The sequence below is a fragment of the Patescibacteria group bacterium genome, from assembly GCA_027858235.1.
Taxonomy (GTDB): domain Bacteria; phylum Patescibacteriota; class Patescibacteriia; order Patescibacteriales; family BM507; genus BM507.
Genome location: JAQIDC010000028.1, coordinates 43,900 through 63,642, shown reverse-complemented (window position 1 = coordinate 63,642; position 19,743 = coordinate 43,900). Strand labels below are relative to the sequence as shown.

Genomic DNA, 19,743 nt, shown 5'->3' with positions numbered 1-19,743 from the left:
TGCTAATATGAACAGAAAAGTAAAAGAAATTTTAGTATTCACATTGATAGTATTCTTGTTTGTTTTAGCATCTTTTTTGGCCAGGGATTTTTATGAGACAATAGCTGAGGTAGAAATCTTGGAAAATTGGTATGGTAAGATTATCTATATAGTAATTACTCTCCTTGCAGTTTTAGTGGCGCCAATTTCAACTCTTCCTCTTCTTCCTTTCGCAGTGGTTCTTTGGGGCCCAATTCAGGCGGCAATACTTACAATGCTTGGGTGGACAGCTGGTTCATTTTTAGTTTTTTATTTATCCAGAAGATATGGGAAAAAAATAGTAGGGAAGTTTGTTGACATTCAAAAAATTGAAAGCTGGGAGGAAATGTTGCCAAAAAAGAATATATTCTGGACTGTGGTCTTTCTTCGTTTTATTTTGCCTGTTGATGTACTCAGCTATGCTCTTGGATTGTTCTCAAAAATGAGTATTCAAACATATCTACTCGCTACGGTCATCGGTTTAATTCCTTTTGTTTTGTTTTTTGCCTACTTTTCAAAAATACCAATTGTTTTTCAATCAATTGCTATTGTGTTTATAGTATTAATATTATTTAAATTTTACAAAAAAATTAGGGAAAAATTTTTGATAAATCACAGAAATAGCTAGAATGAAAGAAATTTTCTTTTTTTGCGTATTACATAGTGTATAATACAGGCATATGAACGAACAAGATTGTTTGGAAAAATCAGATGAGGAATTAGCTCTTTTGACGGCTGAAAACCAGAGCTATTTTTTGTGTATTATGAAAAAATATGAGACTCCACTAATGCGATACATTAGAAGAATCTCTAATTTCAGTTTAGAAGAGGTAGAAGATGTTTTACAAGAAGTTTTTATTAAGGTCTATCAAAATATTAATGATTTTGATAAATCTTTGAAATTCTCGTCTTGGATATATAGGATTACCCATAATCATGTTATTTCAAAATTTAGAAAATATAAATCAAGACCAGAAGGATCAATTCTCGAAATAACAGAAGATGAGCTTAATAATATATCATCAGAACTAGATATCAGCAGTGAGGTGGATGCCAAAATTAATAAAGAAAAACTTTCAGAAATTTTAAACAACATTGATCAAAAATATAGAGAGGTGCTTATTCTAAAGTTTCTTGAAGAACGCGATTATAAGGAAATATCAGATATTATAAAAAAGCCGATGGGTACAGTTGCAACATTAATAAATAGGGCAAAAAAGAAAATGGCAGAGGAAATTGAGAAACAAGAAATAAAATTTTAAATATATGGACGAAAAAACTTTAAGCGAGCGAGTGCTCGCCAAAATAAAAGAGAAAAAAATTGAGCGAAAAGCTAAATGGACTTTCCTTTTGCGTAATTATGTCGTTTGGGGAGCCGGGATTATTTCTTTGCTTGTTGGAGGTTTAGCCTTGTCAGTCGTTATTTATATGATGCGTCATAATGGCTGGGGAGAATATTCGTATGTAAGTGATAGTTTTTTGCAATTTATTTTCTTAACACTTCCATATTTTTGGTTAGTATTTTTAGGGCTATTTGTTTTTATCGCTGATTACTACATAAAGCACACAAACAAAGGGTATCGTTATCGTTTGCCCGTGGTTGTGGTTGGAAGTATCTTTGTCAGTTTTCTTTTGGGAGGGTTATTTTATAATCTTGGAATGGGTCAGGCAATAGATGATGTTCTGGGTAGACAGGCCCCATTTTATAGACAATTTATAAATCCAAATATGAAAAGATGGAATAATCCTGAAAAAGGACTATTGTCTGGAAAAATTATTTCAGTTAATTCTGAATCAGAGTTTTTTCTAAGAGATATAGATAATACTGAATGGATTGTATTCTATGAAGAGACATTAGTCCACCCAATTTTTGGAGTAAAGGAAGATATGCAAATAAATATTTTAGGGAAGATGATTGGTCAAGATAGTTTTAAAGCAGACCATATTAAGCCAATGGGGCCGGGAAGAGGATCAGCTGATAGAAACATGCAAGAAATGAGAAGGGCTTTTGAGGAAAATCCAGATGTATTAAGGGAAAGAATGAAAAGAATACCTTTTCTTTTAGAAGAAAATCCAGAAATGAAAGGAATGTTCGAAGACCACATGAGAAGAAATAAAAATGAGATTGATCAGCTATTAAAAGAAATGCCTGAACTTAGGGAAGACTTTGATAGCTTTGATTTAGAATAAATAAATATTAAAATAACTCATAAAATAAGGTATTTTAATTTGAAAAAAAATATTATTTATTGCGTATTACTTAATGTTCGGGCCCGGACAAGCTAGCATTGAAAAATAATAAGTAATATAATTATAAACTTATGGAAAAAAGTAAAAAATCATTAAAAAATATTATCGCCCTATCAGCCATTATCGCAACATTCGGAGTAACAGCTTATGCAGGTGCTAGTTTCGGAGGATTCGGCTTAGATCAAGTTCAGCGCGATGCCATGAAACAGGCAGTTGAAGAAGGTGATTATGAGTCTTGGAAAAACATTGAAGATTCAAAAGTAAGAATCACAGATATTATTACAGAAGAAAATTTTGATCAATTTAGTCAGATGCACAATTTAATCCAATCAGGTGATGTTGAGGCTGCTAAATTAATGAGAGAGGAGCTGGGCCTTCCTGAGAGAGGTGGAGAAAGAATGGGCGGTATGATGGGCTCTCATGGGATGAGGGAAGGAGATGAAGGAAGAAACGGTTCCCATAATGTTGGAATCGAGGCTATCGAATCAGCTGATTATGATGCCTGGAAAGAAGCTGTTGGTGACACCAGGATGTCAGAAGTGATTGAGAATGAAGCAGACTTTCAAAAGCTAATTGAAGCTCACACTCTGATCAAAGATGGAAATTTTGAAGAAGCTAATATTATTCACGAAGAATTGGGCCTTGAGAGAGGTGGAATGGATAGAGAAGGAAGAATGGGTGGAAAATGGCAAGGGAGAGTTAATTTAAATAACTAATTTGAAATCAGAAGAGGCGTCAACTGGCGCTTCTCTTGATTTTAAAAAAAATAAAACTATGAAAAAAATAATTTTTCTTTCAATATTTTTGTTGTCTGGAAGCATTTTACTTTCCGGGTGCACAGATAAAACGGTAGATTCATCAGGCGATCAAGTTCGCAGAGGTGATATGAGTAGACCTGATTTTGGGCAACCAGATAGACCAGCTGATTTAAGAGGATTAGTTAAGTCAGTAGTTGGGAACGAGGTTACAATACTAAAAATTGAAAGACCACAAGAAGGAGAAGAGGGAGAATTTCAAAGAACAGGGGATGATAATGGAGAAGAGAGGGCAGCGTCTTTTGGAGGGATAACAGGAGGAAGAATACCAGGAATGGGTGGAGGAATAAGAGGTGGTTCAGGAGGAGGAGATAGAGATGAGGACGCAATGATAGAAATGATGAAAAGCAGATCAAGTGGTGAAGAAAAAATATTGGTTCCAGTTGGGATTCAAATGCTTGCTCCAGAATCAAGTGAGATTAAAGCAGAGATGATAGAAGCGAACATTGCAGATATTAAAAATGATAAAATGATACAAATATGGTTAAATGAAGATGTTAATGACAGAAACATCGCTGAGTTTGTATTAATAACTAGATAAAAAAAATATGACATCAATTATTGAAGAAAGTAGCAAAGCAAAGCAAAGCGGAGTGTTTGGTTTTTGGAGGAATAAAAAAGTTATTTATGGGTTTGTTGTTTTGATTATTATTGGAGGTGGATATTATTTTTATCCCAAGGGTGGCTCATCTTCAGAAACACAAGAAGTAGTGAAGAAAGATTGGACCGTAAAACAAGGGGACATAACAGTCTCAATCGAATCAGATGGTCAGGTTGTGGCAAAAGATGGTGTAGAACTTAGTTTTTCTGTCTCAGGGGACAACTTGGAAGTAGACGAGGTTTTTATCAAAGAAGGCGACATGATCTCCAAGGGAGATAAAATTGCCTCTGTAAAAACAGAAAGTCTTGATTTTAGTTTGAGAAGTGCTTGGAGTTCATACCAATCTTCCCTTGCCGACTATAATGAAACCATGGATGGTGCAACAAAAGAACAAATTTCAAGTGCACAAGATAAAATAACTAATGCTGAAATTTCCTTGGAACAATCTAGAATTAGTTTGGAAAATATTAAGCAAAATACGGAAGACAGTATTTACACAGCTCAGCAAAAAGTAGATGATGCAAAAGAAAGATTAGACGATAATTCAAATATTAATGAGAGTGAAGATGTTAGAGATTCTTATGAGAGTTTAGTCGATATGATAAAAGCAATAAACATTTCACTGGATAGCATGTTAACAGATTCAGATGAAATCTTAGGTGTTGATCAAAAAAGTTTGAACGATGATTATGAAAATAATCTAGGGGCAAAAGATACAGTCTCTCTAGGGAAAGCAAAGACTAGTTACCTCACTTCAAAATCAGCAAGCATAGAATTAAATTCCCTTGTGCTCCCAGTTAATATTAGAAGTGATTATAATGAGATAGACAATGCAGCTGACCAAACAGTCTTGGCATTAGAAGAATTTGAAAAGCATTTATATGATATGAAAATAATGCTCAATGCATCTGTTACCAGTGTTGATTTTTCTCAAAATCAGTTAGAGTCATTAATATCACTAATTACCTCAAATAGAACAAATATAAATACAAAAATAACAAGTATTAATTCAAAAATTAGAAGTGTCGATGATATAAAGGATAATTTAAATGACTATTCGTCTGACTATAATGATACTTTGAGAGATTTGACTAACACTAAAGCTGATGGCGAAAGAGATATTAGAAATGCAGAGACCAGTTTAGTTAGCAGGGAAATTTCCCTAGATCAGGCAAAAAGAGATTACGATGATTTGGTTGCTCCATTAACAGAGGCTGAATTGGCATCAGCTAGGTCAAGACTAACAAGTTCTTCAATATCTCTCGAAAAAGCACAATATGAATTAGATAAATCTATTTTAACTTCACCAATTGATGGGCAAGTAGTTCAGATGAATTACGGGGCTGGTGATATTATTATTACAGCAGATAAAAAGGCGGTTGCTACTATCATAAACAACAATACACTGTTTATTGAGGTAAATATAGAAGAAGCAGATATTTCAACACTCGAAGTCGGTCAAAAAACTTATGCGAATTTTGATGCGCTAAATGATTTAAGACTCGAAGGAGAAATTAGTTTTATTTCCCTAACTTCAGAAACAAGCAATAACGGGATAGTAACATACCTGGTTAGAGTTTTATTCTCTAAGGGTGAAAATCAAATTAGGGAAGGAATGACAGCGACTATAGAATTTGTGACATCTGAAACCAAAGATGTCTTATTGGTCCCAGTCAGTTCAGTTAGAAATGTAGGAGGAAAACCTTCTGTTCAGATGGAAAGTGAAGAGTGGCAAGCTGTTGTAACTGGATTTACCGATGGAGATAAGGTTGAAGTCATTAGCGGTCTAAATAGCGGAGATAAGATAATATATTAAAGAAATATGAAAGAAAAAATAGCAATACAATTAAAAAATGTTCATAAATCATATTTTCTTAGTAATGAAGAAGAAATTCCTGTCTTAAAAGGGATAGATCTTGAAATAAAAGCTGGAGAGTTTGTAGCCTTGATGGGTGAGTCAGGTGGCGGGAAAACCACACTCCTGAATATTATTGGTTGTTTACACCCCCTGTCTGATGGCGAATATTATTTGGATGGTGAAAATATAGGAGAAGTTAGAGATGATTATACCTTAGCTTTTATTCGTAACAAAAAAATGGGATTTATTTTCCAACAATTTAACCTACTCACTAGGTCAAGTGCTTTAAAGAATGTCGCTCTCCCTGCTCTATACGCGGGAATGGAAAAAGCGGAAAGAATGCAAAAAGCTAAGGAGCTTTTGGAAAATGTTGGTTTAGGAGAAAGAATTCAACATAAGCCAACTGAACTTTCAGGCGGACAACAGCAGAGGGTTGCTATATCAAGGGCCTTGATAAATGATCCAGAGATAATACTGGCTGATGAACCAACGGGAGCGCTTGATTCTAGCTCTGGTATTGAAATTATGGATATTTTTAAGAAGTTCAAAGAAAGAGGAAAAACTGTTGTTATGGTTACCCATACCGCAGAGGTTGCTAAATATGCTGATAGGATAATCTATCTTCGAGATGGGAAGGTTGTCGATAATAATTATAAATTAAAATCTACTTACTAAGCATATGAAATTTGAAATATTAAAAATGGCATTCGAATCATTGCTCGCCAATAAAACCAGAAGTTTCCTTTCAATGCTAGGAATAATTATTGGAGTCTCAACCGTTATTGCAGTTTTCGCAATTGGTGAAGGCGCAAAGCAAGCGGTTGATGATCAGTTTGCAGGTCTTAGCGCAAAATCTGTTATGGTAATGGGTGTGGGTGGAAGAGGTGCTACTGCTAGCACAAAATTAAGTATCGATGATGTAGATGCCTTAAAAGAAGGCTCTGTCTATATCGGAGAGGCAACAGGGATGATTCAGTCCAATGGATCAATTAGTTACAATTCTATTGATAGCTCATACTCTATTATCGGGGTTGATGCTGACTTCTTTGGAATATCGAATTTAGAATTAAGTAGCGGACGTTTTTTTACTGAAGAAGAAGAAAAAGAAAAGTATATTATTTTGGGTAGTGATTTGTATGATAATTTTTTTGAAGAAGGAGAAAATGCTATTGGTGCTGAGATGACTGTAAATCAAAAAAAGATGGAAGTTATCGGTGTCTTGAAAGAAACAGGGAGCACTCTTGGGAGATTAAGCAAAGACGAAGCAATTTACATTCCTTATAAAATAGCTCTCTCAAGTATTTTGGGAAGCGGAGGACAGATCATGTTAACATTAGAAGCTGATTCAGTGGAAAATGTTACCCTGGCCACTGAAGAGGCAACAGAAATATTAAGGGAAGAGCATGGACTGCGATCTTCTCAGGATGATGATTTTCGTATAATGGATGCCGGTTCTATGGTCGGAGCAGCTCAAGATTCAGCAAGTTTAATGTCGACAATTCTAACTCTTGTGGCAGCTATTACCTTGCTTGTTTCTGGTATTGGTATTATGAATGTTATGTTTGTAACTGTTGCTGAGCGTACAAAAGAGATTGGAATAGCAAAAGCAATTGGAGGGAAACAAATAGATATTTTAGGACAATTCTTAATGGAGTCAGTTATTCTCTCTACTTTTGGAGGACTAATCGGTGTTATTATAGGACAAACCGCTGTGCCAATTATTTCAAATCTAAACATCCTAGCAATGTCTGCCTCTGTTACAGGACCAATTCTTGGTTTTTCATTTTCAGCACTTGTCGGAATAACTTTTGGTTTTTATCCTGCTTTAAAGGCGAGCCGACTTGATCCTGTGGACGCGCTTAGAAGTGAATAAGGGTCAGTTAAAAGATAAAAGTATAAAGTTAAAAGGTAAAATAGTATTGTTTAAAATTTCTTTTAACTTGTAACTAAAATATATGCCAAATAAAAAAATATTATTTTCATTATTTCTACTGTTGTTTGTGTTTTCGGCTTGCTCTTCTTCTACTTCAACAGAAGCAGGAAGTGTTATTGATAGCGATGGAACTATTTTGGAAAATTTTGGACAACCAGAAAGAACAGCAGAAATTGACGGTGTTATTAAATCAATAACTGGTAATTTAGTTACAATTGCTATCGTTGAAAAACAAGCAGGAGAAAATACCACAGAAACAACAACCGAGAAAGATGTAGTAGCAGTTGGTTTAACATCAACAACAAACATTCCAGGTGGCGGTGGTGGTGAAGGAGGAGGACCTGGTAGAGATTCTACGGTTAGTGACTCAGATAGATTGGAAAAACTACTAGAACGAAGCACTGACCAAGAAACCATTACAGTCCCTGTTGGAATAGCAATGACTAAATTTTCAGAAGAAGGAGAAGATAGAGAAAAAATGGAAGCAAGTCTAGGCGATCTTAAATCTAGCTCCATGATAAGCGTCTGGTTAAATCAAGAAATCCCAGATAGAAAGGTGGCTGAGTTTGTAAATATTAGGTAAAATAACTAAGTTTTTCATTAAAAGTTCTTATTGTGAGAACTTTTTTTTGATTTTTTAAAAGAAAAGTTATAGAATGGATATATGGAAATATCTTTGAGTAAAATAAATTCAAGAACGGCTGGTTTTAATGAGTCAGAGATTTTAGTTTTAAAAAAATACAAAGAAATTGATGAGATATTTAAAAAATTTCCCTACAATGGAAAATTTCAAGAAGAGAAAATAATAACTAGTAAAAAATGCAGGGATTTCTTTAGTTCTTCGATTAAGATGAATGAAAAAGACTGGGAAATATTGACCATGATTCGTCTCTTTGATGAACAGACATATGAACATTCCGTGGGGGCATTTATGATAGCTAGGGATAAGATAGAAAATGCATTAGAGAATGGATCTATTATTAAAAAAGGAATAGAAGATGAAGTCGGTAATATTGAAATTTTTTATAGAGCTTGTTTATTTCATGATGTCGGCAAGACGACAATCCCCAAATTTATTTTAAGGAACGACTTAACTGACAAGGACTGGGCAGAACGTTTTTATAAAGCAATGAAAAAACAAAAAAACAAACTTTGCTTTACTACAAAAAAATATTTAAAAAAATACAATATCTTTCATTTCGCAGATAAAATTGCTTATGCAGATAGTTCAAATAGAATATTGGAAATTTTGGGAGAAAAAAAAATAAGGCCAGCACAAGTTTTCCCTATAAAATATGGTGCAAGTAAAGGGGAATTAAAAAGATTAAAAAAAGATTACAATATTGACCACGATGTCTCCCTGAAAGATCTTATGCATTCACATGAGAAGGAGTCTTATAATATTCTTTTTTTGCTGGGCTATAAGAAAGAGGCGCTGATTGCTGGAAATCATGGACATGGAGGACACACATTTTCTGACAATGTTTCAAGGGCATATTCTTCCATGAGGGTTGGTTCGAGGATGAGTGATATAGTGGATTTAATTTATTTGGCTGACATTCAGGATTCATTGGGAAATGACAGATATTATCACAAATCCTTCACAAAATTAAAAATAATGGCTTTTTTGGTTGACGATGTTGATAGGGGAATAATTGATAAAACTGTTGGGTGTTTATGGGTAGGTGATGAGTTTGAAAAATTGAAAAAGGATAAAAAGTTCCAAGAAACAGTAAAAAGTTTAGATAAAAATATTGATGATTTGAATGAAAAAGAATTAGAAATTGTTAAAGATTTAAAATTAGTTAAAAATTTTCTCGAAAGTCTTTGTATATTAGAAAAAAAATAGCAAGAAAAAACATAGAATTATTTCTGCTGGCACAGAAGAGGTTCTATGTTTTTTTGTATGATAGTATTATTCCTTTGTAACTTTAATTGCAACAATTTCTGAGGGACCGAAACTCCTTAAGGGAGGACCCCATGTTCCAGCGCCACTTGTGGTATAGAGATTATAAGCTCCGTCAGTAAAAAGACCATAGTCATATCCCCTATAGATAATTTTAGTAAAGAAATTAAAAGGAAACATTTGGCCATGGTGAGTATGCCCTGCTAGCTGAAGGTTGGTTCCTGTATTTTTGAAGTAATCAATTTTAATCGGTTCATGTGTCATGACAATGCTGGGGACATTTTTATCAATTTTATCAAAAATATCATCAAGGCTAATTGCTTTCCCTGGCGCTGGATAATCGACTCCTGTTAACTGAAGACCATCAAGATTGACTGTCTTATAGGGAAGATGAATTATTTTAGTATTTTTTAGTGCATTGAGTGATTTATCAACCCCTAAATATGTTTCATGGTTTCCAGTAATATAATAAATTCCATATTCTGGCACCACTTTATTTATGGGTAGAATACTATGCTCTATATCATCGCCAGCGCCATCAAACAAATCACCCGTAATAAGAACAAGGTCAGGATTTATTTCATCTACTAGGGTGGCTATGTAGTCCATGTATTTTTTTCCATGGATAATACCAATATGAATATCGGATAATTGTACAATGGTTTTCCCTTCCCAGGTACTAGGAAGATTTTTTATTTTAACTTCAATATTTTTTACCACGGGATGTCTGGCATTTAGATAAGAAAAACCAAACCATATAAAAGATAAAAATATTATTAAATAAGCCAAGTAGCTTAGATTGACATTAATTTTTAGTATGCTGGCTGAGAAATATATTATAAAACCCAAAATGGAAAATATCAAAAGACTAACCATCATTCCCATCCAGAGGGAGCTAATATAGTAAAATGTTTTGGTAAAAAGATTGTCATATTTGTGGATTAACAAACTAGCCAAAATAAAAGAAACCGCTAAAAGAGGCAAGGAATAGAATAAAAGATGTTTGCTGGCCTTCTTCTCAATAGAAAAAAATTTAACCAAAGCAAGATATATGGGAATATTGCTAACTATTAAGATAATAATTGCAATTCCAAAGAATGAAATAAATTTAAAAACCATATTATTATTTCACTGTATTATAGCATCTAGGTATGAAATAAACAAAAAGAGACTTCACTGAAAGAAATCTTTTTAAAATAGGGTACCCTATAGAGTACCCTATAGAGTACCCTATAGAGTACCCTATTTATTTCTTATCAGTAAGTCCTTGGTAGAGAATTGGTATAACAACTAGCGTGAGAAGTGAGCCAAAACTGAGGCCAAAAATAACAGCAACGCTGAGACCAATCCAAAGCTCAGAAGCAAAAATAAGAGGAAAAACACCAGCTACTGTAGTTAGAGTAGTTAGAAGTATTGGTTGCATTCTTGCTTGCCCGCCTTCAATTATGGCAGGAATCATTTCCATCCCATGGTTTATATTTTTATTAATTTTATCAATCAAAACAATAGCATCATTAACAACAATCCCTGATAGGGCAACAATTCCCAAAAAGGCTGTGAATGAGAAGGGAAGACCAAGAATAAGAAGACCAAAAATTACTCCAATTATTGCCAACGGTAAAGAAAGGAGAATAATTAATGGTTGTCTAAAGGAATTAAATTGTAATACTAAAATAAAGGCAATGAGAATGACAGCCAAAATCATTGAATAAAATATTTCTCTAAAAGATTGTTCAATGTCTTCAACTTCTCCTCCGACTTTAATGCTGAATCCTTCAGGCAATTCTATATTTTTTTGCTTCTCATCAAATTCAGTTAGTATTTTTTGTAAATCACCCCCTTCAACTAAAGAGGCATTTATGGTTACAACTTGATCACCATCCAAATGGTTGATACTTAAGACAGAAGGTTCAAGACTAACATCAGCAACCTGGCTCAATCTTATTGATTCTCCTTTTTGGTTAAATATTAAAATGTTTTTCAAATCTTCAATATCTTTAAAATCATTTTCAGCATATTTTATAGTGATATAAACATCCTCTGAATCGATAGTGATTAAAGAAGCTTCTTTTCCAAAAATTGCATTTCTCATCGCATTGGCAACATCAACTGTTGTTAGACCGTAAAAACTTGCCTTTTGTCTATCTATGGAAAATACAAAATCTCCACTTGAATCAGAAACATTATCTACAACATTTATTGTCCCGCCTATTCCGCTTAAAACTGACTTGACTTCATCACCAAGCGCGATTAGTTCCTTGAATTTATTACCGGAAATACGGACTTCAATCGGTGCACCCGTAGGAGGTCCTGCTCCTATTTCCTCAACAGTCACTTCAGCCTCTCTAATATCTTTTATTTCTTCTCGAACTCCGGAAGATATGTCAAAACTTTTCTTTTTCCTTTTATCTTTGTCAGTTAAGTTAACTGTGATTGAAGCTAGATGGGAGTTGTTTGAGCTAGCACCAGAGCTTGCTCCTTCAGTCATCCCGATAGAAGCGCTTGTTCCAAGGTTTGTAACATAATTATCAAGCTCAGGAATTTCATTTATTATTTTTTCTATATTACTAGCAACGTTCTTTGTGATATCGAGGGCAGAGCCAGCAGGGAGCTTGATGTTAACAACGAAATAGTCATTATCAATCGGTGGGAACATTTCAACTCTAAGCATTCCAAAAATAGGAACCAAGAGACTAATCACAAAGAGAATCCAGACGCTAGCCAGTAGTCTTCTTCTTTTTTTCTTACTTGGAAGGACTGAATTAAGATAGTTGGAATAAAGGTTTTTTATTCTATTCATTCTTGCCTCAACCCAGAGATGTCTTTTTTTGTTTCTTAGACTGTCTCCGTCTTTAGATCTTTCAATTTTTAGAAATCTAGAACTTAGTGTCGGTATTAGAACGAGTGACACAAAAAGAGAGGAAAGAAGGGCGGCCGTGATTGTTTTTGGGAGAACTTGGATAAATTCACCCATAATTCCAGAAACCAAAAGCATTGGGAGAAAAGCTGAAACAGTTGTGAGAGTTCCTGAAATGATTGGTTTTTTATAATTCCAAACAGAAAGAAGAGATGAGTGACAGGCATTTTTCTTGTGCTTGGAACTATATTCAGCAATTCCTTCAATAATAATAATTGAGTTATCAACCATTAGTCCCAGAGAAATAACCAGGGCAAAGAGAGCAAGGCTATTTATAGTTCCACCTTGAAGTTTTATAATAATAAAAGTTATTAAAAAAGCGAGAGGAATAGACATCGCTGTGATTAGGGAACCCCGAAAACTAAGAACCATCATTAGAATAACAAGGATTAAAAACATTGTCTGGAGAGCACTTGTCCCGAGAGTCTTTAAATCTTCTTTTATAAAAACGGCGTTATCATTTGTCTTTTGAATAAGAAGATTTTCTGGAAGACGATTGTCTTCTTGCAACATTGATATTTTGTATTGTGACTCATCAACAATGTCTAGAATATTACCTCCCGTTTTTTTATAAATTTGTAGAGATATGGTGTTTTTTGGGCTTGTTCCAGAAAACCCAATTCTTGATTCGGTTGTTTTTTCTTTAAAAGTGTCTATTACAGTAGCAACGTCACGCAAATAAATGGGAGTTTCAGAAATACTGGCAACGACAATGTTACTTAAATCATCAATGTTTTCAAAACGTCCCTTTACTCTAATATTATAATTAAAATTATCAATTTCAATATCTCCACTTGGAAGGTTAAAATTGTTTAGGGAAATTGTGTTTGCTATCCTTCCAATAGAAAGATTGTATTTACTTAGGTCGTCTTTTTTTACAATTATTTGGAATTCTCTTTCAATATCTCCTAGAATATCGACACGAGAAACATTTTTGATAGTTTCAAATTCGTCTTCCAAAAATCCAGCTATTTTATGTAGCTCAACGTCAGAAAAATCACCAACTAGAGAATATGTAACAATAGGGAAATCAGAAAAATTTATTTCGGAAACAACTGGATCACTTGCATCACTTGGGAGCTCAGGCTTAGCTAGGTCAACGGCATCTTTTAGGTCGGCAATACTTGTTTCTATATCAGCCTCAGCTTCAAATTCTACAAAGATACTAGAAAAACCGAGGGCTGATCCAGAGGTGTATCTTTTTAGGTTATCAAGATTCTTAATTTCTTTTTCAACTTTGTTGGTAACGGAGTCCTCAACATCAGATGGATTTGCTCCAGGAAATACTATTGAGACAAGGGCGTAGGGTACTTTTATTTCTGGGTTTGCCTCCCTTGGGAGAGTTGATACAGCAAAAAAACCGAAAACAAAAATAATCAATAAAACCAGGTAAGTAAATCTGTAATTTGTAATAAAAAAACCAAAAAAAGATTTTTTTTCTTTTTCAAGAGCTTTTTCTAATTCAGCTTCAATTCTTTGATTAATTTCCATATTATAAATTTATTTCAATTTTATCTCCATCGTTGAGGTTTTTATTCCCCTCAATAATTAGACTATCTTCTTCGGATAGTCCAGTTATTATCTCAACCAAATTGTTTTGAACTTCTCCAATTTCAACTTTTCTTTTAACTGCAATTCCATTTTCATTCAGAAAAACAAAATTTTCGTTTTGCGAAATAGAAACAGCCTTTAGAGGTAAGAGAAAAAAGTTGTTTTTTGATTTAATATTTTTATTGGTAGGAATATCAATATTTACAAAAGTTTCAGCAATTAAATCTTTGTTTTCATTATCGTAGGCTATTTCGACTTCTACCTTTTTGCTCAATGAATCAGCAGATGGATTTATTTGTGATATAAAGCCTTTGAACTTATTCTCAATAAGAACCCCGTCTCCAGTTTTTATTCTATATGCTTCGTCATATGGGAGCATTATAATTATTTTTATTAAGTCTAGTTTTGAGATCTCACCAATTTGCGTTCCAGGGCTCACTTCTTGACCAACTTCAATCATTTTTTTTGTGACGATTCCACTGATAGGACTATTAATACTAAGATCTCCAGCTCTCTGTCTTGCTAGGTTGAGTTGACCGAGAGTATTATTTTGAGCTATTTCAGCTGAAATAATTTGTTGGTCTTTTGCATTTTTTGTTTTTTCTAGGCCAAGTTCTGTATTTTGGAGAGCAATTTCTGAAAGTTTAATTTGGTTTTTGGCCGCAGCTAAAGAATTATCTAGCCTATCGATATCAGCCTTGGAATTTATTTCAATATTCTCAATTGACTGCTCTAAGCTTTTCGTTTTTGCTTCAATTCCTAATATAGATATTCTTAGTTGATTAAATTTTGAAATTTGCGTGCTTAAGGTTGTTTCGCTAAAATCAACAGAGCTAACCGTACTATCTAGGACTAGGATTAAATCATCTAGGGCGACCTTGGTTAGTTGCAGACAATTAACAGATTTATTTATTAAGTCTAGAGCTTTTTCTGGATTGGCTGGTTCGGAGAGAAGGGATGTATAGGAGTTTTTAGCATTGAAATATGACAGAGTTGATTTGCTTAGGCTCTGTTTATCTTTGGCGGCAATAACATTTTTAATTCCAGAAATCTGTTTATCTCCCTCGGCTTTTATAATGAAGTTAATTTGATCGAGAGTATCAAATAAAATACTTAAATTATTATTGTGTGTAATAACAGCATTATTTTTTAGATCAATTTTGTTTTTATCAATTTGAATAATTCCATTATCATAATTATCCTGAGCTGTTTTGAGTTGAATTTTGGATAATTCAAGGCTTTCCCTTGCGTTCGCTACATTAATTTCTGATGATTGGATGTCTTGTTCAGTCGATGTTTTGACAATTTCAAGACTATTTTTTCTGCTTAGGTAATCGTTCTGAGCGATGAGTAGATTGGAAGAGATTGTATTGTCCCCGAGAGATACCAATCTTTGACCCAAAACTATATTATCTCCAATGTCAAAAAAGACTCCTCTGACAGTGGCAGATTCCATGGCAACTAATTTAATTTGCGAATCAGCTTTTACGGAGCCAACAGCTTCTATTTTATCTTGGTCAACACTTTCATTCCCCACACTTATGACAGAAACAGGTATCGCTATTTTTTCAGGAACACTTTCTTCTTCTTCATTATCTTTTAATACAAAGAATGCAAGCAAGAATATCAATAAGACAATCAAACTAATAATTATGTATTTATTCTTAAAATTTATGTTCATAATGTTTTATGTGAAATTATTTTTAAAATTTATCGAAATGACAATTTATCATAATTGTATTTTTTTGTCAATCATAAATTTGTCTAATATTAAAAAGAAAAAAGAGTTTTTTACCTTCATTATTTTTAGCTAAATTGGTATTAGGCGTCCCATTCATGGCATTTATTATGTTAGCAATCTCTGGGATAATCGGCTTGTTTCTCTTGGGGAGTCTCTTCATTCTTGATTTTAGCTCTTTTTATGAGACGGTTAAGATGTTTTGGTCTCATAAAAAGCAGAGACGATTTCGATTGTAATTAAAGCTATATTTAATATAAACAGGAATATCGGAGTTTACCCGGTATTTTTGTTTTACGAAAAACAAATATTAGTGTAAAATTAGAAGATAAGTTTACCCTATGAAACTATCAAATAAAATTACTGCAATAATATACTCATCATTTGTATTTTTTCTTGTGACAATTTTTTGGGTTGATGATGTCGTTGTTATTTTAATAAGCAACTTGATATTTTTTTATTTTGTTCTTCTTTTAATCTTCTTTGTTTTTAGAAAACAAGACGAGAAATTAAAGATATTAAAAAGAAGAATAGAGGAGCTTGGAGCAGGGGGGTATGAAGAGAAATTAGAAGTTCATGGTTGTGACGAGATATCCAAACTGGCAGAGTCAATAAATAAATTAATGGTTGATATCAAATCAAAGGCGACAAGCAAGGCTTCGAAAAACAAAGAAATTGAGGCAGCTAAGGTCGATTTTGTTTCCTTGGCCTCACATCAATTAAGAACCCCTCTTTCTATTATAAAGTGGTATATAGATTATATCGTTTCGGGTGATGCCGGCGAAGTAAAAGGAGATCAGTTGAAGTATCTAAGAGAAACATACAAAGCCAACGAAAGAATGATAGAACTCGTGAATAGTCTTCTAATTGTATCTAGAATTGACTTAGGGACATTTTCAATCAATCCAGAGATGTCTGATATAATACCTGTTTCAGATGAAATTATAAAGAAGTTTAAAAAAGAAATAGATAGCAAGGGGATAAATATCATAAAAGAGTACGATGAAATTCCAGAATTAAATGTTGATCCTTCTTTAATGAGACTTGTTTTTGAAAATTTAATTTCTAATTCTGTTAAATATACTCCAGACAATGAGTCCATAAAAATATCAATTAAAAAAGAGGATAAGGATATTTTAATAAAAGTATCAGACAAGGGGTGCGGTATTCCAGAAGAGCAACAATCCAAAATATTTACTAAATTATTTAGAGCTGATAATGTTAAAAAAATTGAATCAGTTGGGACGGGCTTGGGGCTTTATATAATTAAGGCTATTATTGAAAAATCAGGAGGTAGTGTTTGGTTTGAGTCTCCGAGCAGGGAGCCTTTCGGCAAAAATAATGGAGATATAAAAAATGCAGGCACAACAATATTTATTAAGATTCCTCTAGGGGGAATGAAAAAAAAAGGAGGAACAAAATCTTTGTCTGTTTAATTTACAGCTGAGGAACATAAATTCCCAGCTACAGGGAAACCCCTTGGGTTATTTTAATCTAATTTATATAAAAGTATGGGAAAATCAAATAAAAGAACAGTATTAATAGTTGAAGATCAATTTTCAATGGCTGAAGCTTTATCTTTAAAACTAAAAAAAGATTATAATGTTTTGGTTGCAAACGATGGAGAAGAGGGTCTTAACATTGCCCTAAAAAAAAATCCAGACCTTATAATGCTTGATATTATGATGCCAAAGATGGACGGCCTAACTGTTATGAATAAAATTAGGGAAGATGATAAGTGGGGAGCAGATGTGCCTATTATTATGTTGACTAATATTTCTGATCCAGTTCATGTGGCCGAAGCTTCCAAGGTTGGCGTATTCGATTTTTTAGTAAAGACTGACTGGAAATTAGATGATGTAGCAAGAATAGTTAAAGAGAAGATTGATAATTTGCCGAGTGAAGAGGATGAAGAATAGAATGTTATTATTTATTTAAATAATATGTTTGTTGAAATAGATAAAATGGGAATTACTTTTATAAAAATTTTTTCCATAGAATTAATTAGTTTAGCAGGGATATTAACTGCACTGTATTTTTTGTAATATGAAGATTCAATATGCAATAAAAATAAAGGGGGATGTAAAAGGAATAGGTTTTAGATTTTGGTTGAAACAAAGAGCAAGAGACTTGGATTTGGTTGGTTTTGTTAGGAATCAAGACAATGGGAATGTTTACACGCTTGTTCAAGGAACAAAAGAGAATTTAGATGATTATCTTGATTCGTGCAGTGAAGGACCGGAATTGGCTAAAGTGAAAAAAGTTGAACATGAAGAGAGTGAAATTGATGAGGGTCTAGAGAATTTTGAAATAATGCAACATTAAATATATAGGATTGTAGATACAAAAAAAACTTCTTAAATAATAAGAAGTTTTTTTAATTGAAAAAAGCCTTAAGCTTTCGCTAGAGTTCTTAAACATGAAGTGCAAACTTTGTATTTTTTGTCGCCAATTTTTTTAGTTTGCAAATTTATGTATTGTCTTTTGATTGTTTTAATATTTGAGTGAGATCTTGAAGCATCCTTAGATGAACCTCTTCCACACAATTCACATTGCCTTGCCATAACACAAAAAAATTTATAAAACATTTTTAAATGGTTTTATAAATATATAATTAATATCTTTATTTTATAGATATGATATTAACACCTTTTGATAAATTAATCAAGCTGTGTTAATATCTAGGTAATAATTAACTATAATCAATTAAAAATGGATATACAAATTGTAATTTTTTCAGTAGTAGTTCTTATATATTCGGCTATTATTCATGAATATATGCATGGTTGGATGGCTGAAAGACTGGGGGATACTACCGCCAAGGATGAGGGGAGACTAACTATGAATCCGATACCACATATAGACCCAATTGGGTCACTACTTTTGCCTTTTATCTTAATATCAACAGGAGCCTCTTTTGTCTTCGGTTGGGCGAAACCAGTTCCTTTTAATCCAAACAATTTGCGAGACAGAATTTATGGAGGAGCGAAAGTAGCGGCTGCTGGACCCTTCGCTAACCTAATAATGGCCTTGTTTTTTGGTTTGGTTTTGAGAATTATTCTTGCTACTCAACCATTTTTTGTAAATCAAATGATGTTTGATTTTATAGTGATAATAGTCCAAATCAATCTTCTTTTAATGATTTTTAATCTAATGCCAATTCCGCCTCTAGATGGCTCAAAAATACTAATGCCGTTCCTGCCTTATCATTGGAAGATACGATTTTTGAAAATGGAGCAATATGGGTTTATTTTAGTGCTAGCTTTTGTGATGGTTGGTTTTCAATTTATAATTCCTGTGATTAGTTTTTTGTTTAGGTTGATTGTGGGGGCTTAAGGAATTAAAAATTTAGATTTACGAATTTAGAATTAATTTTGAATAGGATAATTTATGAAAATTTATTTAGCAGGCAAAGTCCCAAAGGGAAAGAAGAAGGTGAAAAATTTTAAAAACTGGAGGATTGATTATTCGGAAGTTATTAAAAAATATTTTGATACTGAATTTATCGATCCTTTTGACAGGACTGCTGATGAAAGTGATTTTTTTGGTGTTTTTGGTTTTGATTGTAAGCTGATTAAGAATTCAGACATAGTTATTGTCAACGCAGAAAATCAGATGGGCGTAGGAACTTCTCAGGAGATGGTAATAGCAAAATATTTCAATAAGCCAATAGTCACAGTGTTACCTAAGGACACCTATCATCGCAGAAAAAATATTCAAATCAAAGATTCTTTTATAGAAGATTGGATTCATCCTTTTGTGTTCTCAATGTCAGATTTTATAATAGAAGATATCTCCGAAATAAAATTAGTAAAAGAAAATCTAAAAAACAAAAAAATAAAAGGAATTTCAGTTATTGATGAGTCAATTAATTATTATAATGGAAAATAATGGGATGTTTGATGTTTTGAATATTCTTTAAGTATTTTTTCACCCCAAGAGCATTTTGTCATTTCGGCCGAACGAAGAGAGTGGAGAAATCTCTTATTTCTTATGTACTTTTTCGAAAAAGTACCAAAAACAGTGAACTGGTAAATTTTGGATCATTACGCTATGAAAGCTAATAAAATTCCGAACTCGTCATTACACTAGCGTTTCATTCCTCAAACAGCGGACATTTTATGGAGCTTTCTACCTGTCCGAAATGTCGTTAACA

General features: G+C 33.2%; 19 protein-coding genes. 15 read left to right on the top strand and 4 right to left on the bottom strand.

Translation table 11 applies throughout. The features are described 5' to 3' along the window. Nucleotides 1-7: 7 nt before the first annotated feature. The 10 genes from PF572_02155 to PF572_02110 all read left to right on the top strand — a co-directional run bounded on the left by PF572_02155 (nucleotide 8) and on the right by PF572_02110 (nucleotide 9,324). Nucleotides 8-646 carry a VTT domain-containing protein gene (locus PF572_02155; GenBank protein MDA3839868.1) on the top strand — a complete coding sequence of 213 codons (639 nt, stop codon included), beginning with the start codon at nucleotides 8-10 and terminating at the stop codon, nucleotides 644-646. 52 nt (nucleotides 647-698) lie between these two features. Then, entirely contained in the window at nucleotides 699-1,280 is a 582-nt protein-coding gene (locus tag PF572_02150; protein MDA3839867.1) for an RNA polymerase sigma factor, read from the top strand. Nucleotides 1,281-1,284: 4 nt separating this feature from the next. Beyond that, complete coding sequence (locus tag PF572_02145; GenBank protein ID MDA3839866.1) at nucleotides 1,285-2,208, top strand: hypothetical protein; 924 nt, start codon at nucleotides 1,285-1,287, stop codon at nucleotides 2,206-2,208. Nucleotides 2,209-2,339: 131 nt separating this feature from the next. Then, entirely contained in the window at nucleotides 2,340-2,984 is a 645-nt protein-coding gene (locus PF572_02140; GenBank protein ID MDA3839865.1) for a hypothetical protein, read from the top strand. 58 nt (nucleotides 2,985-3,042) lie between these two features. Continuing rightward, nucleotides 3,043-3,624, top strand: a complete 582-nt coding sequence (locus tag PF572_02135) for a hypothetical protein (protein ID MDA3839864.1) — start codon at nucleotides 3,043-3,045, stop codon at nucleotides 3,622-3,624. A 7-nt stretch (nucleotides 3,625-3,631) separates the two neighbouring features. Beyond that, the gene (locus PF572_02130; GenBank protein MDA3839863.1) at nucleotides 3,632-5,500 is read left to right on the top strand and encodes an efflux RND transporter periplasmic adaptor subunit; all 1,869 of its coding nucleotides are present in this window, start codon (nucleotides 3,632-3,634) and stop codon (nucleotides 5,498-5,500) included. Between the two features lie 6 nt (nucleotides 5,501-5,506). Continuing rightward, on the top strand, nucleotides 5,507-6,217 hold the full coding sequence (locus PF572_02125) for an ABC transporter ATP-binding protein (protein ID MDA3839862.1): 711 nt from the start codon (nucleotides 5,507-5,509) through the stop codon (nucleotides 6,215-6,217). 4 nt (nucleotides 6,218-6,221) lie between these two features. Next, nucleotides 6,222-7,415, top strand: a complete 1,194-nt coding sequence (locus PF572_02120) for an ABC transporter permease (protein MDA3839861.1) — start codon at nucleotides 6,222-6,224, stop codon at nucleotides 7,413-7,415. 82 nt (nucleotides 7,416-7,497) lie between these two features. Further along, a complete protein-coding gene (locus tag PF572_02115) occupies nucleotides 7,498-8,058 on the top strand; it encodes a hypothetical protein (GenBank protein MDA3839860.1) in 561 nt (186 codons plus the stop codon). A gap of 81 nt (nucleotides 8,059-8,139) precedes the next feature. After that, nucleotides 8,140-9,324, top strand: a complete 1,185-nt coding sequence (locus PF572_02110) for an HD domain-containing protein (GenBank protein MDA3839859.1) — start codon at nucleotides 8,140-8,142, stop codon at nucleotides 9,322-9,324. Nucleotides 9,325-9,390: 66 nt separating this feature from the next. Here PF572_02110 and PF572_02105 read toward each other — a convergent pair whose 3' ends face one another. The 3 genes from PF572_02105 to PF572_02095 form a co-directional block, all read right to left on the bottom strand. Then, entirely contained in the window at nucleotides 9,391-10,500 is a 1,110-nt protein-coding gene (locus PF572_02105; GenBank protein ID MDA3839858.1) for a metallophosphoesterase, read from the bottom strand. A gap of 127 nt (nucleotides 10,501-10,627) precedes the next feature. After that, entirely contained in the window at nucleotides 10,628-13,789 is a 3,162-nt protein-coding gene (locus PF572_02100) for an efflux RND transporter permease subunit (protein ID MDA3839857.1), read from the bottom strand. Nucleotide 13,790: 1 nt separating this feature from the next. Further along, entirely contained in the window at nucleotides 13,791-15,530 is a 1,740-nt protein-coding gene (locus PF572_02095) for an efflux RND transporter periplasmic adaptor subunit (protein ID MDA3839856.1), read from the bottom strand. Nucleotides 15,531-15,928: 398 nt separating this feature from the next. Here PF572_02095 and PF572_02090 point away from each other — a divergent pair, with 398 nt between their 5' ends. From PF572_02090 to PF572_02080, 3 genes are all read left to right on the top strand, one after another. Continuing rightward, a complete protein-coding gene (locus PF572_02090; protein ID MDA3839855.1) occupies nucleotides 15,929-17,023 on the top strand; it encodes a HAMP domain-containing sensor histidine kinase in 1,095 nt (364 codons plus the stop codon). A gap of 75 nt (nucleotides 17,024-17,098) precedes the next feature. Continuing rightward, nucleotides 17,099-17,506: a response regulator gene (locus PF572_02085; GenBank protein ID MDA3839854.1), complete on the top strand. Its 408-nt coding sequence runs from the start codon at nucleotides 17,099-17,101 to the stop codon at nucleotides 17,504-17,506. A 127-nt stretch (nucleotides 17,507-17,633) separates the two neighbouring features. Continuing rightward, nucleotides 17,634-17,912 carry an acylphosphatase gene (locus PF572_02080; protein MDA3839853.1) on the top strand — a complete coding sequence of 93 codons (279 nt, stop codon included), beginning with the start codon at nucleotides 17,634-17,636 and terminating at the stop codon, nucleotides 17,910-17,912. 68 nt (nucleotides 17,913-17,980) lie between these two features. Here the strand turns inward: PF572_02080 and PF572_02075 are convergent, their stop codons facing one another. Then, entirely contained in the window at nucleotides 17,981-18,151 is a 171-nt protein-coding gene (locus PF572_02075; GenBank protein ID MDA3839852.1) for a 50S ribosomal protein L28, read from the bottom strand. Nucleotides 18,152-18,299: 148 nt separating this feature from the next. Between PF572_02075 and PF572_02070 the strand changes: the two genes are divergently transcribed. Then, nucleotides 18,300-18,923, top strand: coding sequence for a site-2 protease family protein (locus PF572_02070; protein MDA3839851.1), 624 nt, complete (start codon nucleotides 18,300-18,302; stop codon nucleotides 18,921-18,923). Nucleotides 18,924-18,977: 54 nt separating this feature from the next. After that, a complete protein-coding gene (locus tag PF572_02065) occupies nucleotides 18,978-19,478 on the top strand; it encodes a hypothetical protein (protein ID MDA3839850.1) in 501 nt (166 codons plus the stop codon). Nucleotides 19,479-19,743: the final 265 nt, after the last annotated feature.

What these genes read in the sequence shown, in the direction of transcription:
- PF572_02155 (MDA3839868.1), top strand. Translation starts at nt 8, where the DNA reads ATGAACAGAAAAGTAAAAGAAATTTTAGTATTCACATTGATAGTATTC.
- PF572_02150 (MDA3839867.1), top strand. Translation starts at nt 699, where the DNA reads ATGAACGAACAAGATTGTTTGGAAAAATCAGATGAGGAATTAGCTCTT.
- PF572_02145 (MDA3839866.1), top strand. Translation starts at nt 1,285, where the DNA reads ATGGACGAAAAAACTTTAAGCGAGCGAGTGCTCGCCAAAATAAAAGAG.
- PF572_02140 (MDA3839865.1), top strand. Translation starts at nt 2,340, where the DNA reads ATGGAAAAAAGTAAAAAATCATTAAAAAATATTATCGCCCTATCAGCC.
- PF572_02135 (MDA3839864.1), top strand. Translation starts at nt 3,043, where the DNA reads ATGAAAAAAATAATTTTTCTTTCAATATTTTTGTTGTCTGGAAGCATT.
- PF572_02130 (MDA3839863.1), top strand. Translation starts at nt 3,632, where the DNA reads ATGACATCAATTATTGAAGAAAGTAGCAAAGCAAAGCAAAGCGGAGTG.
- PF572_02125 (MDA3839862.1), top strand. Translation starts at nt 5,507, where the DNA reads ATGAAAGAAAAAATAGCAATACAATTAAAAAATGTTCATAAATCATAT.
- PF572_02120 (MDA3839861.1), top strand. Translation starts at nt 6,222, where the DNA reads ATGAAATTTGAAATATTAAAAATGGCATTCGAATCATTGCTCGCCAAT.
- PF572_02115 (MDA3839860.1), top strand. Translation starts at nt 7,498, where the DNA reads ATGCCAAATAAAAAAATATTATTTTCATTATTTCTACTGTTGTTTGTG.
- PF572_02110 (MDA3839859.1), top strand. Translation starts at nt 8,140, where the DNA reads ATGGAAATATCTTTGAGTAAAATAAATTCAAGAACGGCTGGTTTTAAT.
- PF572_02105 (MDA3839858.1), bottom strand. Translation starts at nt 10,500, where the DNA reads ATGGTTTTTAAATTTATTTCATTCTTTGGAATTGCAATTATTATCTTA.
- PF572_02100 (MDA3839857.1), bottom strand. Translation starts at nt 13,789, where the DNA reads ATGGAAATTAATCAAAGAATTGAAGCTGAATTAGAAAAAGCTCTTGAA.
- PF572_02095 (MDA3839856.1), bottom strand. Translation starts at nt 15,530, where the DNA reads ATGAACATAAATTTTAAGAATAAATACATAATTATTAGTTTGATTGTC.
- PF572_02090 (MDA3839855.1), top strand. Translation starts at nt 15,929, where the DNA reads ATGAAACTATCAAATAAAATTACTGCAATAATATACTCATCATTTGTA.
- PF572_02085 (MDA3839854.1), top strand. Translation starts at nt 17,099, where the DNA reads ATGGGAAAATCAAATAAAAGAACAGTATTAATAGTTGAAGATCAATTT.
- PF572_02080 (MDA3839853.1), top strand. Translation starts at nt 17,634, where the DNA reads ATGAAGATTCAATATGCAATAAAAATAAAGGGGGATGTAAAAGGAATA.
- PF572_02075 (MDA3839852.1), bottom strand. Translation starts at nt 18,151, where the DNA reads ATGGCAAGGCAATGTGAATTGTGTGGAAGAGGTTCATCTAAGGATGCT.
- PF572_02070 (MDA3839851.1), top strand. Translation starts at nt 18,300, where the DNA reads ATGGATATACAAATTGTAATTTTTTCAGTAGTAGTTCTTATATATTCG.
- PF572_02065 (MDA3839850.1), top strand. Translation starts at nt 18,978, where the DNA reads ATGAAAATTTATTTAGCAGGCAAAGTCCCAAAGGGAAAGAAGAAGGTG.